Below are 13,463 nucleotides of genomic sequence, written 5' to 3' on the forward strand. Positions count from 1 at the left end.
TGTGCTAACATAAGCATAATGTGCAGGGAAAAGAAGGCATGGTAAAATCAATAATTTTGAACAATAGACGTTTTCGTTCTGCTGTATCACTTACGGTAGCGTTGCTTCTAGTAGGTGTCATCAGCTACCTAGGTGTCACTACGTACCGGGCCAGCCAAGCGTCGACAGGCCCGTCCATATACGCCAGCCCAGGATCTGCGACACTTGTCAGTGGTTCGACAGTCTCGATTACAATCCGTGAGGACAGCGGTACTGAAAAGGTCAATAGCGTCCAGACGACGATGAATTATGATGCCGCTGTCCTGGAATTTGTCAGTATGAGCGAAGGCGGTGTTTTCCCAGTTGTTGCCGCCACAGATACCAGAACGCCTGGCGTTATCCGTGTTGCTCGGGCCATAGCCGACGCCGACGTCAGCGGCGACAAGCCAATTGTCACGATCAGCTTCAAAGTCATCGGTACCACCGGCAGTGGGGCAATCGGATTTGATAAAGCCTACTCTTACTTAGTACGAAGTTCAGACAATAAAGACATTCTGCAAAATGTTGGCAGTGGCAGTGTGGCTATTGGGCCATCTCCTGGATCTGCCACTCCAGTGGCAACTGCGCCAGCTACTAACTCATCCAAGCCGACATTTTATATCAATCCGCCAACCGGATCATTTGCACCAGGTTCAACCATTACGGCTGCCGTCCGCATAAACACCCATAGCGTAGCCGTTACGACTGTCGAAGCTGCCATTAGCTATCCAGCAAATCAGCTGCAATACAATGGAGTCAGTGAAGGCGGACCATTTGTAACCAAGCAGCGTACCAGCGCCGGCAACGGCACGATTAATGTCATTCGCAGTATCCCGGGTGGCAGCGAGCCGGTGCAGGGCGACGAATCGGTAGTGACAATTTCATTCAAGGTAATTGGCCGGTCAGGCGATGCGACACTCAAATTCGATGCATCATCAGCAGCTTATGACGCCTCCGGAACCGGCACCAACATACTCGATCAGGCAAGTTCCGGCATTGGTAAATATACTATTTCGTCGACGGCGCCAGCCACATCAGCCAGCACCGAACCGGCCGTTCCAACAACCGTCGTATCTCCGGCTCAGGCAGTATCGATCACATCGAAAGGCACAAGTGGCCGGGCGGCTATAACCTCCGACAGCAGCGGCGCGACCATCACCGAACTATCTGGCGAAGTAACGCTGGCTCCTATCATAGATCCAACCGTCACAACGCCTGGTTCCAAAGAAACAGTCAAAAAAGTCGAGTATTTCCTAGGAGAGGAATTAATCGTATCCAAAAGCAGCCAGCCGTTTAGCTTCACCTTTGATTCAAAGTCCAAACAGAACGGTACCTACACGCTTGTCGTCAAAACATATTACAGTAGCGGCAGGGTAGATTCCCGCACCGATACGCTGCTTATCAAGAACAAAGTTGACGCTACCTACGTTGCCCGCAATTACGGCAGTTATGTCCTGGTCACGGCCATCACGCTCGGGCTGCTCGCATTTGTCATAGTCAAACTCGTCATCCCGCGCGCCGCGCGCCGCCACTCGGCTACACCAACGAAGGACCCAGATGCACTCTACGGTTTTAGCCAGCAACCAAATACATTCAATGGCGGACCAGTTGCCAGCGATCCGACCGTCGTTGCCCCCACCGGCAGCCTGGCCGCGCCAACCGCAGTCGCTGGTATGTCATCGGCTATGATGACGCCAGCCCTGCCAATGAATAATACGAACGATATCAACACGACCAATCCGGTCGTTGCAGAATTGCTTGCTCCTACCATGCAAGCCAGCCAGGCGCTTGCCGCACCGCTAAATCCAACTCCGTCGCCGCAAAGTCCGTCAGCACCGATTGCTCCACCCGTATCGTCATCGTCAACAGGGGCTATCTCTCCCGTTACCAATTCGATAGTGACACCGTCGGCTACGCCACAGGCGTCCGGCTTGCCGCTGTCGTCAGCAGTACGCTACGTCGATGGTATCCGCCCTCCCGCAGCCACGTCGTCGCCCGTGCGCCCGGCGCCAGCCGATGCACAAACTCCGTCACCGATGCCTGCTCCTGTCCAGCCGTCCAGCTCGTCTATATCACCAGTATCAGCCACGTCGTCCATGCCACTAACACCGTACTCGCCTGCGACTGCTTCCGTGCAACCAATTGTCTCAATTTCGCCAGCCGTCCCACTGACGAACAGTGTGTCGCCGGTCCTCAACTCGCCCGTGTCTACGAGCTCACAGCCGTTACCAACCCCACCATCAACCCCAACTCCACCAACATACGCTCCATCGGCCACCGTCTAACACCGTAGACCACAATATTGACATAAGCATGATACTTTGATATAGTATTGATATGGCAAATCCAAACAAAAATTCCCCATTTGGTGATTCAGATCCCAGAGATCCTCAAAGAATTGGACAAATTTTTGACCAATTTATCGAGAAGGGCTTTGAGACGACCGGCGCTGACGAAAGTGGTCTAACTATTGAACAAAAAATTAAACTTGCCGCTGATCGCAAGCGACTGTTAGAAGAGGAGGGCGATGAGCTTCGTGCCCTTGGGGATGCTGCCGACCCACTACTCGTCAGAGATTATAAACAACGGCTACTACAAGGAATTGCAGACGTGCACGAATTAAATGAAGAGTCAGGTGGTTTTCCTTACCGCGAACCAGAAAGCTAGACCCTCTTCGCACGAGAGGGTATACTAAAACAGTTATGGCAAAAAAGAAAAAACAAACAAGAAGCAAAAAATCAGCTCCGAGGCAGCCGTCTCCGTTTTGGCAGTACGCCAGTGCTGTATTTCTGATACTGCTAGCACTCTTCGTACTACTTGGCGGTTTCGGGACTGGCGGCGCATTACCGATCAGCCTGTTTGACGGTGCTCAGTCCGGGCTTGGTCTGGCGGCCTACATGCTGCCCGTTGTACTCGTCTATTGGGGCGTTATCAAATTCATGTCCGACAATCACCGCATGCCGCTTGGCAAACTACTGAGTTTGTTCGCAGCTCTGTTTATAGCTGCTGGGTTCTTGCATATCGTCACGGCAGTGCAGGGCACGGCTCTGGATGGTACGGCAGCCTGGCTGGACGGCAAGGGCGGCGCTATCGGCAGCTTCTTTGGCGGGCTGTTACTCGGCGCGCTCGACAAACTGCCGGCTGCCATCGTATCAATTGCCTTATTTATACCAGCCGTCTTCCATGCTTTCGGGATTCCACTCAGCGTTATTTGGGATACCCTCAAGTCTATGATTCCTGAACCGCGGGAGCGCGAGGATACCGACCTGAGTACGCTTAAGAAACGCAGCAAAGCTGAGCCAATCGGCTTCAAGATCAATGAAGGCACACCGTCTATCATCGAAGCAGCCGAACCAGAAGAAGCACCGGCCCGGCCGCGTTTCGGCGGCCTCAAAAACAGTGGTGTTCGCATGGCTGCTACGGCCGCCGAAACCACCCAGGACGCGCTTACCACTACCAGCGACCCGAATTGGCAACTGCCGACGCTGACGCTGCTCAACCAAAAGCAGGATAAGCCTGACGCCGGTGATGTCAATGGCAACGCTGCTATCATCCACGACACCTTTGCCAACTTCAATATTGATGTCGAAATGGAACACGCCAATATCGGTCCGCGCGTCACCCAGTACACCCTGAAACCGCCGACTAACGTCAAACTGACTAAGATTACCGCCCTCGAAAACAACCTGGCACTCGACCTGGCAGCTCACTCTATCCGCATGGAAGCGCCGATTCCCGGCCAGCGCGCCGTCGGTATCGAGGTACCAAACGAAAAGGCTGCGACCGTCCGCATTGGTAATCTCTTCGGCTCGGCCGCCTGGAAGAAATTATCAGCAAACCCGCTCGGATTTGTTATCGGCAAGGACATTGCTGGTGACGTCGTGGTAGCAGACTTGGCCAAAATGCCGCACCTCCTCGTGGCTGGACAGACCGGCTCCGGTAAGTCAGTTATGATTAATACATTCCTGACAAGTCTGTTGTACCACAACAGTCCGAGCGACCTGAAGCTGATCCTGGTCGACCCCAAGCAGGTTGAAATGGCGCCGTACAATGACATTCCGCACCTGCTGTGTCCGGTTATCAATGAGCCAGAGAAGTGTATCAGTGCCCTGAAATGGGCGGTTGCAGAAATGGAACGCCGTCTGCGGACCATGGCAGACGTCGGTAAGCGCAATATTGGTGAGTACAACAACCTGAAGAAGGAAGAGGGCATGCCGTACATCGTGATCGTTATCGACGAGCTGGCTGACCTGATGATGATGGCCGCCCGCGATGTCGAAGCGCTCATCGTGCGTCTGGCTCAGAAAGCCCGCGCCGCTGGTATACATTTAGTGCTTGCTACCCAGCGCCCAAGCGTCGATGTTATTACCGGACTTATTAAGGCCAACGTCCCGGCCCGTATCGCCTTTACCGTTGCCAGCCAGGTCGATTCCCGGACTATCATCGATCAGATGGGTGCCGAAAAGCTGCTTGGCCGCGGTGACATGCTGCTGCTGACAAGCGACATGCCAAAACCGAAACGTGTCCAGGCCGCGTTGATCGAAGATGACGAAACCGCCAAGGTAACTGACTTCATCAAGATGCAGCGTCCGCCAGCGTATGACATGGATGTTATCAGCCAGCCAGTCCAGCTAAACGGCAAGGGCGGGGTGGTAGCTGATTCCGGCAGCGGCGGCAGTGATGCCGAGAATGATATGTTCCGCGACGCAGTCCGCGTCGTCATCGAAGGCAAGAAGGCCAGCACCAGCTTATTGCAGCGCCGCCTGCGTATCGGCTACGGTCGAGCCGCCCGCTTGATCGAGGAAATGGAAGAGCAGGGCATCATCGGCCAGGCCGACGGCGCCCGGCCGCGCGAAGTGCTGGTGAGCAGCTTGGAACAAGTATTCGGCGGCGGCAACGCTGAAGGCGACCCCGCGGCTACAGAGCCCGAACCAGCTGTCCGGCTTGTCCAGTAACACCGCTTGATAGCTGTCCAGTTTGCGTTACTGCCGACAGGTCAGGGTAGTCAAAGCTACTCTGTTAGCTGCTTCGACACCGCCACCGGTAAAAGCAGGCAGCCAGGCGGCTCTACCCAGGAAGTGGCACTGGTAACTTGCAATCGTGCCATGTACAATTAGCATAAGCTTAAATGAAAAACAAAATGAAACGCGTATCAAAAGCTAGGTTTAACAAAGACAAATGGCTGCTGCTAGCCGTTGTCGGCCTGTTCGTCGTCGGCGGTGCCATCACGCTGCTGCGAAGCCAGGCTGCTGTGCCGACGCCGACGAGCGGCTTCGTGACTCGTAGCGGACCGAATCTGATGCTGGACGGCCAGGAGTTCCGCTTTTCCGGCCCAAACATCTACTGGCTGGGACTCGATGAAAACGTCGGTGGCGTTGACTATCCAACCAAGCAGCGTATTGACGATGCCTTCCGCGATGCCAAATCAATGGGCGCTACAGCGGTGCGGGCGCACACGCTTGGCATTTCAGTTGGTTGCGCTAAGTGTATCTCACCGGCTCTCGGACAGTACAATGAAGCGGCCTTTGATACTATTGATTACTCCATTATGAAAGCCCGCGACAACGGCCTGAAACTGCAAATACCGCTGATTGACCAGTGGAATTATTATCACGGTGGCAAGAGCACTTTTCTAAATTGGCGCGGTCTGGCCCCAAAGGATTCTGACCGTGATAGCCGCAGCAATATATTCCATACTAATCCGCAGGTTATCCAGGATTACAAAAATTACATCAGCCATATCCTGAACCATACCAACAAGTACACGGGCGTGGCGCTGAAAAATGACCCGACCATTATGATGTGGGAGACGGGCAACGAGGTATTTACCTGGACCGGCGAAGGCAAGGGCGGTGACGAGTGGTGGAGCCAGCAGTGGACAGCCGACATCGCGGCTCATATCAAGAGTTTGGCGCCAAAGCATTTAGTAATGGATGGCCGCGGCGGCAACGAGGAACATGTACTAACAGAAGCCCAGTATGCCGCGGCTCTAGCTGAGCCCCTGATTGATGCCATGTCAATTCATCATTATCCGATGCGGACGGCCAATCTGCTCACCAGCACTGACATTGCTACCCGCAGCAACAAAGCAATCGTTATGGGCGAATACGATTGGACCAACAAAGCCGGGCAGGGCGACTCGCTCGACAGCTTCCTGGCAGCCATTGAGGGTTCCGGCATGGACGGCGATATGTATTGGAGTCTGTTCCCGACCTACGTGAACCACAACGACGGCTATACGCTGCACTATCCTGGCGATGACGACAATATGAAGGCCCGCGTTACTAAGCTCACGGACCACGCCCGCAAAATGTCGGGTCTGAGCGGACCGATTACGCCGTTGCCACCACCAACACCGCCAGTTGTCATTCCGGGTAATGTTTTGCAGAATCCATCGTTTGAAACCAATGCTACCAAAAACGGCAACCCGCGCACGACCTTTGACCCTTGGTGGCTGGAGATCAAGACCGGTGCTGATGCCACCTTGAGCCAAGATACGACGACATATTCCGACGGTGGTTCGTCGGCTCGCGTCAACATAAACGCTACCGATGCCTTCTACAAAGTGCAGTTGCTACAACATGTAGCAACCACCAGCGGCAGCCGGTACACTGCCAGTTTTTGGGCCAAGGCGGCTACGCCGCGCCGCGTTGTGCTGGCCATCCAGCAGGCAGTCAGCCCCAACACGCTATACCAGGAAACATCGTTTGCCGTGACGACAGAATGGAAGCAGTACAGCGTGGTCTACAACGCGGCAGTCAGCAATAGCGATACGCTATTTGCTCTCAATGTTGCTGATGCAACCGGCGCTGTCTGGATCGATAATGCCGGCCTGACGACACAGTCTGGCGGTACGACTCCGCCGCCACCATCAGGAAATGGTGACGCCAACGGTGATGGCCGCGTTAATGCCTTGGACCTGTCAATACTGCTGTCGCGCGACCGGCAAAACTACCCTCCAGCTGATTTTAATGGCGACGGCACCGTCGGATCGGCCGACATGGCGATATTACTCGGACGTTGGACCTGGTAGACGAAACAGCCTAGATTTTCTTGCCGTAAGCGTAATACGGGCGTACTATATAATCAAACACAAACCTAAGCTGGGCGGAGGATAGCGTGCCACAAATGCAGCGTGTCGGGGTTCGCCTCAGTCGTTTCGACGATATCACGCTGCAGCACGCCATGCAGTTACAGCCCGGCTGCAAGGAAATCTATGGGTTGGGTACATGAAGCTCTTGTCGAATGCGACAGGGGCTTTTTTATTGTTTAAGCGCAGGGAGGCGTCGTGATTGGTGACTACGAATTGGGTAGTGGCATGGCCAGCCTCGCACCTCCGGTAAGTAACGAAGCTTATGGTTTTGCACCGCTGGCTGAGTCGTTCACGGGGGCAATCAGCTACAAAGAAGGCTTGCCGCCGTTGGACGTCCGCTTGCTCAATGCGCAGCACGACAAGATACCGACACCAATCAATGATCTCGGTCTGATCGATGTCGACCAGCTGATCGTGGACGTCAATCGAACCATTGCGCCCGGCTACACCTGGCCGTCGCCCCCGAGCCGGCACCATATATACTGGCCTCGTACCGATTATGTAGAATTTCAAGAAGATCAGCCTGAAGTGCCGGCCGTGCGCTTCCGGGAACAGTCAGCGCACCTGATCCGCGTGCCACGTGAATTTGAAAACTGGCTGCACGCCATAACTGAACCGCCGCCCATGCCCGAGCCAGAGGTGATGGAGCAGGTTAACGCAGCCTGGACGGTCGCACAGGGCTTGTTCCATAGCATCCGCGAAACAACCAAAACGGTGCGTATGTTTGAGCGCGCCCGCGGCTACCGTGAGTTTAGCGAGGCGCAGGAAGAAATTATCCATGATATGGTCAGCAATGATCTAGCGGGGGTGGTGACACATCTTTATAAACTGGATGAAATCCCAGTCGAGTTCTGGCCGTTTAGCCCTGATGTGCAGGCGCAGATCGCGGCCGGACAGATCGGCGAGATTATGACCAAGGGCTGGCTGCGCAAGACTCGAGCCGCCAATCAGCGTGACGCAGCGTAGACTCCCACTGAGATAGGAGTTACACATGTTCTGTATGACTTTGTTGAAATAGTTATCAATGTGTAGGCATGAGAAAAGCCGCGTGGTGATGAATGTAGATGAGATGAGTAGAGAAGTGGGTGTCTTGCGGTGAGGCAAGGCGGTCATAATCTCGATACTGTTATCGATCATCCGGGTCATCAGACGCGGCTTGTTGTTCGTCTACCGTTGGACTGCTCTGTGTATTGTGTCTTGCCCTCTGGGGAACCAATCACGCTCACGGTGCATGCGTAATCTCAGTATCCAGAGGGCGGGTGACAGAGTGATGTCAGGGCTTGTCTTTCGACAGCCGGCCAGAACAGAAAGCGGACACGACCGCAATGCACGCAGATCCGACAGCTGCACTAGTCTCGTGCTCGTAAGCAAGGACGAGACTAACAGGTGCCATTACGCACGCTACGAACAGTCCTAGGATTGTTGCTAGCATGATTTCACCTCCCTCTGGGATGTTGTTGGGCCATGCGGGTCAGAACAAGCTGGTCGACACTCGTCCAGCGGTGTGAGCACACCCCACTGCGATGCCTACGAATGCGACCGCAATAGTTCCGCGACGCTTCTTGTTGGCCACAATGCTTGCCGCTACAGCCGCTGTCACGATCAGTAGCAGGAAGAAGTATGCCATTATCTTCACTTCCCTCCGAGGTAAAATATGCGCGGTATCCGTTGGTGAACGAACTAGTATAGTTAACATATATATCGTGTAAAAGTCAATCATAGGACATAATCGGATATACTGAATTGACTAACAGGGGTAGGTAGGCTATAATTGTATGTACTATCAACTTCAGCTTGCAGCTATCGCTCCCAGATTCTTTCCGAATCACGCGGGGCACAGGCGTGCAGGCTTAACCCAATGGAAGGAGTACTGATTTGAATCAGTATGAAATCGCTGTGTTATATCACCCGGATCTCGAAGTAGATCTGGATAAGGCCACCAGCCGTGTCGAGAAAATCTTCACGGATAACGGCGGCAGTGTCGTGTCTCAGGACAACTGGGGCAAGCGCAAACTGGCGTATGACATCAAGAAGTGCGAATCAGCAATCTATGTCATCTACACGGTTGAATTCCCACCGGAAAATGTTCGCAAAGTCGAAACGACGTTGAACATTACTGATGAGGTTATCCGGTTCTTGATCACCAAGCCTGACCTTAAAGCTATTGCCAAGGCAGAAGCTGCCAAAGAGGAAAAAGCCCGCAAGAACGCTGAACGCGGTGAAAATGCCAACGACGACGACCGCGAAGAGCCAGAAGAACCACGCGAACGCCGTGGCCGCCGTGACGACCGCTAGATAAATAATCGGTGGGAAGGAGAAAAATTATGGGAAATGAATATAAGCAAATACCAGGCGAAAATGGTGAAACTATGAAAGCAGTGACACACAGTTGGGATGGTGCTCCTGAAACTGATTTGGGTGAGTTTAGTATGACTAGAGTTGCCGATCCAGAGGTAGTTGCAACAGTTGGAACAATAGAGGTAGTTAGGCACAAATTCCAACTCCGACCAGTAGTTTCTGAGGGTTCCGGCGATCAAAATGATACTTCCGCTGAATCTCTATTCAACAAAAGGTAAAGTTGTAGAATTAACTTCCTCACTTGACGGCAATTGCATGTAGAGCGTAGGGTAAGAATACAAATTAACAGGACATAGTTCCTACAAGGAGGATAGCCACATGGCTCGTAGTCTCAACCAAGTAACTTTAATGGGCAACCTGACTCGGGACCCAGAACTTCGCAGTACACCAACTGGCCAGCAGGTCTGCAGTTTCAGCCTCGCGCTGAACCGCAGCTACAAAGCTGCTGATGGCGAATGGCAGGAAGCCACCGATTACATCGACGTTGTAGCCTGGGGACCACTCGGCGAGCGCGTCGCTCAGTATCTAGCCAAGGGTCGCCGCTGTCTCGTACAGGGCCGACTCCAAAGCCGCAGCTGGGAACAAGAGGGACAGAAGCGCAACAAAGTCGAAGTACTTGCCAGCGACGTAACATTCCTCGATGGCCGCGGCGAAGGCGGCGAGGGTAGTTCTGAGGGTAGCGGCTCCGGCGGCTACACCCGCGGCAGCGGCACTTCGACCTTCAATGGTGGAAATGGCGGAGGCAGCAAGTCTCCAGCTAAGAAGAAAGATGACGTCGTCATCGAAGACATCGGTGACGAGCCGATCAACCTTGACGATATTCCATTCTAAGGAACAATAAAAGATGATTTTTTTATCGGTACTACTGATTGGAGTGGTGATTGGCATTCTTGCGCTCCGCCCACAGCTACACATACTTGTAAAATTGCTACTAATAGTAGCGGCATTCGCTATAGTAGCAACATTCGTGTATATCGGAACTAATAGATAATTAATAGTAGCTTTACTATAGGAGAATAGATTATGGCAAAGATATTTAAACACCGAACAGATGTAGCATATTTCGACTACAAGGATTACAAAACCTTGCAGCGCTATGTAAACGTCTATGGACAGATTGAAACCCGCAAGAAGACTGGCCTGACTGAGTCTCAGCAGCGCCGCTTGGCGAGCGCGATCAAGAAGGCACGACACATCGCTCTTATGCCATTTGTCGCAAACAACTAACGAGTACTGTTCATATTGGCAGAATATTAGGCGTGATGCCGGTACAATAGAAATATGAATCCGCCAACATCACCGTTCGTACTATCGACCCGGCTTGCCGGGTACATTGGGGGTATACTGTCCGCGTATGACATCGACATGCTCGACCAGGGTCAGCGCCGGGAATTTGCGCTTATGCGCCAGCTGATGGCTGACGCACGGCTTGATGCCCGTGACTATGAACTCAGCGAAACCAGGGCAGAACAGCTCGAAAACGCGATTACCACCAAGAACCGCTTGGAAAAGTTACGTTTATTGATTTTGCGGTCCAGTGAACGCGATGTCTTCAGTGCTATCGATGTAGCACAGATATCAGCACAGCTCGATGAAATAGTTGATCAGCTGCGGTAAAATGAGTGGAGTAATAAAGTGAGTGTAGTTACTGGTCCGGCAACCAGCGGCTGCACGAAGTATGCAAGCCGCAATAACAGGAGGAACTCCCCATGGCATCACCGTATGAACCGTATTACAAACAGGCGCTCAAATTAGAATTCCGTTACAAAGATATTGTCGACGACCAGGATAACCCGCTGGCTCAAAATCTCCAACGCGAGATCCATGCGCTTGTCGAAGATCTGAAGGCAGAAAAGGATCCGAGGGACGTCGAAGAACAGATCAAAACCATCGATCGTCAGTTGTTGCAGGCCCGTGCGCAAGGCGAAATATGCATGAGTTACCAAGATATTGATCAGCTACAGGACGAGTACCGTGAGCTCCGGGAAGATATTCGCGAACTGCCAAATTATTAGATAAGAAGTAGGAGTACCAGATGGCATTAAGCATTACAGAACTCAAAAAAGGTACGCTATTCCAGCTGGATGGTGTCCCGTACCGGGTGGTTGATTACAACCAAAAAGTCATGGGCCGGGGTGGTTCGATTGTCAATGTCCGTATCAAGAGCCTGCTTGATGGCAAAGTTCTGGAAAAGACATTTAAGGGCAATGAGCAGCTCGATCGGGCTGATGTCAACAACCAGACGGTCCAATATCTGTACAGTGACGGCAGTACGTTCTATTTTATGAATGAAGAGACTTTTGAGCAGTTTGAAATATCGGCGGACCTCGTCGGTGATGGTGCCGGCTATCTCAAAGAAGGCGACAAAGTGACGCTGCAGTTCTTTGACGGCGTAGCTATCAATGTCGAGCTGCCTAAGAATGTACCGCTGCTGGTAACCTATGCTGAAAATGCCGTCAAAGGCGACACCAGCTCATCGATAACCAAAGAAGCGACGCTCGAGACTGGCATCACGATCCGCGTTCCGGCATTTATCAAGCAAGGTGACCTGATCTCGGTCGACACCAGTAACGGTTCGTACCGCGAGCGCGTCAAGGCGTAAGTATGGCGGAAACTGGCGACTATATCGTGGTGCACTTGGTGGATACGCGGAAAGTAGGCGACCGGTTTGAACGCAAGCGGCTCAGCTGGCCGCTGCACATTACGCTGGTGCCGTGGTTTGTGGCGTCAGACATGCAAGCGGTGAGCGGCTTGCTCGAGCAAGTGGCAGCACGTCACGAGCCGTTTGAGGTGCGAGTCGGCCAGATTGACCATTTCGGGGCTGATAATGAAATTCCCGTCAATGTCATAGCAGGTCCGCAGCCGCTGCGACGAGTGCACAGTGATGTACTTCAGGTTCTGCAGGATACTCATGCCACGCTGCGATCAGTACGGTGGACAGGTGACAACTACATACCGCACATTACCCGGCACGAGGCAACGGATCATTATAAAAACGACGGTGATATGGTGCGGGTTGCAGATTTTCATGTCGTTAAACTAACCGATGATAATTGGTGCGAAGTCGACGCCGTGTACCGACTGAAAGGGGACGTATAACATGGCAAAATACGAAAAACATCCGTACCGCGAAGGTGTGCGGCATTTTGGTAAAGCTGCGGTAGTAATAGGCGGCCTGGCAGTCGGCGCGGTGATACTATCATGAAACAGCGCCTCGATCAGACGCTGGTAACGCTCGGACTCGTGCCGACACGGTCGCAAGCTGAAAGCTATATCAAGCTCGGTGATGTCAAAGTCAACGGCCGTGTTATCACTAAATCTGGCGAGCCAGTAGGTGAGCAGGACAAGATTGTGCTGGCGCCGCGCCAGCAATATGTATCGCGAGCTGCCCTGAAGCTGGCTTCCGTCACAGCCGCGCTCAATATCAGCTTTAAGGGCAAAACAATTCTGGATGTTGGCAGTTCAACCGGTGGATTTACGGATTATGCGCTCAAGCACGGCGCCGTCAAGTCGATCGCCGTCGAAGTCGGTACAAATCAGTTGCATCCTAGCTTGCACGGTAATCCGCTGATTGAGCTGCACGAACAGACGGACATCCGTGATTTTAAAACCGATCAACTGATCGAGATTGTTGTGGCCGACGTATCATTTATTAGTCTCCGCGAAATACTGCCGAGCGTGGCCCGGCTGTGCACGCCACAGACTGCTATTATTGCTATGGTCAAACCGCAGTTCGAGGCGGGCCAGTCCAGTCTGAAACACAAAGGCGTCATCAAAAACGACCGCATGCGCCGCGATATATTGCACGATTTTGAAACCTGGACCAAAAGCCACTTCAAAATCGTCAGCAAAGCCGACTCGCAGGTCAGCGGCAGCAAAGGCAACGTCGAGCGCTTTTATCATTTGCAGAAACTCGTGTAATTCGTCGATGCTTACATGAGTCTGCAATGCAGCCGAAAACAACCAATAAAACAATACTGTTGACAACACTCAA

16 protein-coding genes are annotated in these 13,463 nt (G+C 52.8%); 14 read left to right on the plus strand and 2 right to left on the minus strand.

The window, feature by feature from the left end; all coding sequences use genetic code 11:
- Window positions 1-38 precede the first annotated feature (38 nt).
- The 5 genes from VF575_05370 (at window position 39) to VF575_05390 (ending at window position 8,077) form a co-directional block, all read left to right on the plus strand.
- On the plus strand, window positions 39-2,303 hold the full coding sequence (locus tag VF575_05370; protein HEX8183000.1) for a cohesin domain-containing protein: 2,265 nt from the start codon (window positions 39-41) through the stop codon (window positions 2,301-2,303).
- A 52-nt stretch (window positions 2,304-2,355) separates the two neighbouring features.
- Window positions 2,356-2,685: a hypothetical protein gene (locus VF575_05375; GenBank protein ID HEX8183001.1), complete on the plus strand. Its 330-nt coding sequence runs from the start codon at window positions 2,356-2,358 to the stop codon at window positions 2,683-2,685.
- 35 nt (window positions 2,686-2,720) lie between these two features.
- Window positions 2,721-4,973: a DNA translocase FtsK gene (locus tag VF575_05380; GenBank protein ID HEX8183002.1), complete on the plus strand. Its 2,253-nt coding sequence runs from the start codon at window positions 2,721-2,723 to the stop codon at window positions 4,971-4,973.
- A 173-nt stretch (window positions 4,974-5,146) separates the two neighbouring features.
- On the plus strand, window positions 5,147-7,051 hold the full coding sequence (locus VF575_05385) for a carbohydrate binding domain-containing protein (GenBank protein ID HEX8183003.1): 1,905 nt from the start codon (window positions 5,147-5,149) through the stop codon (window positions 7,049-7,051).
- A gap of 255 nt (window positions 7,052-7,306) precedes the next feature.
- Window positions 7,307-8,077 (plus strand): hypothetical protein, encoded by a 771-nt coding sequence (locus VF575_05390; GenBank protein ID HEX8183004.1) that lies wholly within the window; start codon window positions 7,307-7,309, stop codon window positions 8,075-8,077.
- A gap of 307 nt (window positions 8,078-8,384) precedes the next feature.
- Here the strand turns inward: VF575_05390 and VF575_05395 are convergent, their stop codons facing one another.
- Both VF575_05395 and VF575_05400 read right to left on the minus strand, forming a co-directional pair.
- Window positions 8,385-8,543 carry a hypothetical protein gene (locus VF575_05395; protein HEX8183005.1) on the minus strand — a complete coding sequence of 53 codons (159 nt, stop codon included), beginning with the start codon at window positions 8,541-8,543 and terminating at the stop codon, window positions 8,385-8,387.
- A 39-nt stretch (window positions 8,544-8,582) separates the two neighbouring features.
- Window positions 8,583-8,807: a hypothetical protein gene (locus VF575_05400; protein ID HEX8183006.1), complete on the minus strand. Its 225-nt coding sequence runs from the start codon at window positions 8,805-8,807 to the stop codon at window positions 8,583-8,585.
- A gap of 179 nt (window positions 8,808-8,986) precedes the next feature.
- Here VF575_05400 and rpsF point away from each other — a divergent pair, with 179 nt between their 5' ends.
- The 9 genes from rpsF (at window position 8,987) to VF575_05445 (ending at window position 13,390) form a co-directional block, all read left to right on the plus strand.
- Window positions 8,987-9,406, plus strand: a complete 420-nt coding sequence (gene rpsF / locus VF575_05405; GenBank protein ID HEX8183007.1) for a 30S ribosomal protein S6 — start codon at window positions 8,987-8,989, stop codon at window positions 9,404-9,406.
- Between the two features lie 29 nt (window positions 9,407-9,435).
- Window positions 9,436-9,687 (plus strand): hypothetical protein, encoded by a 252-nt coding sequence (locus tag VF575_05410; protein HEX8183008.1) that lies wholly within the window; start codon window positions 9,436-9,438, stop codon window positions 9,685-9,687.
- 100 nt (window positions 9,688-9,787) lie between these two features.
- On the plus strand, window positions 9,788-10,300 hold the full coding sequence (gene ssb / locus VF575_05415) for a single-stranded DNA-binding protein (protein ID HEX8183009.1): 513 nt from the start codon (window positions 9,788-9,790) through the stop codon (window positions 10,298-10,300).
- Between the two features lie 192 nt (window positions 10,301-10,492).
- Entirely contained in the window at window positions 10,493-10,696 is a 204-nt protein-coding gene (gene rpsR / locus VF575_05420; protein ID HEX8183010.1) for a 30S ribosomal protein S18, read from the plus strand.
- 54 nt (window positions 10,697-10,750) lie between these two features.
- Window positions 10,751-11,086 carry a hypothetical protein gene (locus VF575_05425; GenBank protein ID HEX8183011.1) on the plus strand — a complete coding sequence of 112 codons (336 nt, stop codon included), beginning with the start codon at window positions 10,751-10,753 and terminating at the stop codon, window positions 11,084-11,086.
- A gap of 92 nt (window positions 11,087-11,178) precedes the next feature.
- Complete coding sequence (locus tag VF575_05430; protein ID HEX8183012.1) at window positions 11,179-11,484, plus strand: hypothetical protein; 306 nt, start codon at window positions 11,179-11,181, stop codon at window positions 11,482-11,484.
- A 20-nt stretch (window positions 11,485-11,504) separates the two neighbouring features.
- On the plus strand, window positions 11,505-12,071 hold the full coding sequence (efp, locus tag VF575_05435; protein ID HEX8183013.1) for an elongation factor P: 567 nt from the start codon (window positions 11,505-11,507) through the stop codon (window positions 12,069-12,071).
- A 2-nt stretch (window positions 12,072-12,073) separates the two neighbouring features.
- Window positions 12,074-12,568 (plus strand): 2'-5' RNA ligase family protein, encoded by a 495-nt coding sequence (locus tag VF575_05440; protein HEX8183014.1) that lies wholly within the window; start codon window positions 12,074-12,076, stop codon window positions 12,566-12,568.
- A gap of 102 nt (window positions 12,569-12,670) precedes the next feature.
- Window positions 12,671-13,390: a TlyA family RNA methyltransferase gene (locus VF575_05445; protein HEX8183015.1), complete on the plus strand. Its 720-nt coding sequence runs from the start codon at window positions 12,671-12,673 to the stop codon at window positions 13,388-13,390.
- Window positions 13,391-13,463 lie beyond the last annotated feature (73 nt).

Source organism: Candidatus Saccharimonadales bacterium, assembly GCA_036388415.1.
GTDB lineage: Bacteria > Patescibacteriota > Saccharimonadia > Saccharimonadales > UBA4665 > UBA4665.

Coding starts and splice junctions, on each gene's coding strand:
- VF575_05425 (HEX8183011.1), top strand. CDS start 10,751: ATGAATCCGCCAACATCACCGTTCGTACTATCGACCCGGCTTGCCGGG.
- VF575_05395 (HEX8183005.1), bottom strand. CDS start 8,543: ATGCTAGCAACAATCCTAGGACTGTTCGTAGCGTGCGTAATGGCACCT.
- rpsR (HEX8183010.1), top strand. CDS start 10,493: ATGGCAAAGATATTTAAACACCGAACAGATGTAGCATATTTCGACTAC.
- VF575_05430 (HEX8183012.1), top strand. CDS start 11,179: ATGGCATCACCGTATGAACCGTATTACAAACAGGCGCTCAAATTAGAA.
- ssb (HEX8183009.1), top strand. CDS start 9,788: ATGGCTCGTAGTCTCAACCAAGTAACTTTAATGGGCAACCTGACTCGG.
- VF575_05440 (HEX8183014.1), top strand. CDS start 12,074: ATGGCGGAAACTGGCGACTATATCGTGGTGCACTTGGTGGATACGCGG.
- VF575_05380 (HEX8183002.1), top strand. CDS start 2,721: ATGGCAAAAAAGAAAAAACAAACAAGAAGCAAAAAATCAGCTCCGAGG.
- VF575_05370 (HEX8183000.1), top strand. CDS start 39: ATGGTAAAATCAATAATTTTGAACAATAGACGTTTTCGTTCTGCTGTA.
- VF575_05445 (HEX8183015.1), top strand. CDS start 12,671: ATGAAACAGCGCCTCGATCAGACGCTGGTAACGCTCGGACTCGTGCCG.
- VF575_05375 (HEX8183001.1), top strand. CDS start 2,356: ATGGCAAATCCAAACAAAAATTCCCCATTTGGTGATTCAGATCCCAGA.
- VF575_05410 (HEX8183008.1), top strand. CDS start 9,436: ATGGGAAATGAATATAAGCAAATACCAGGCGAAAATGGTGAAACTATG.
- efp (HEX8183013.1), top strand. CDS start 11,505: ATGGCATTAAGCATTACAGAACTCAAAAAAGGTACGCTATTCCAGCTG.
- VF575_05400 (HEX8183006.1), bottom strand. CDS start 8,807: ATGTTAACTATACTAGTTCGTTCACCAACGGATACCGCGCATATTTTA.
- VF575_05385 (HEX8183003.1), top strand. CDS start 5,147: ATGAAAAACAAAATGAAACGCGTATCAAAAGCTAGGTTTAACAAAGAC.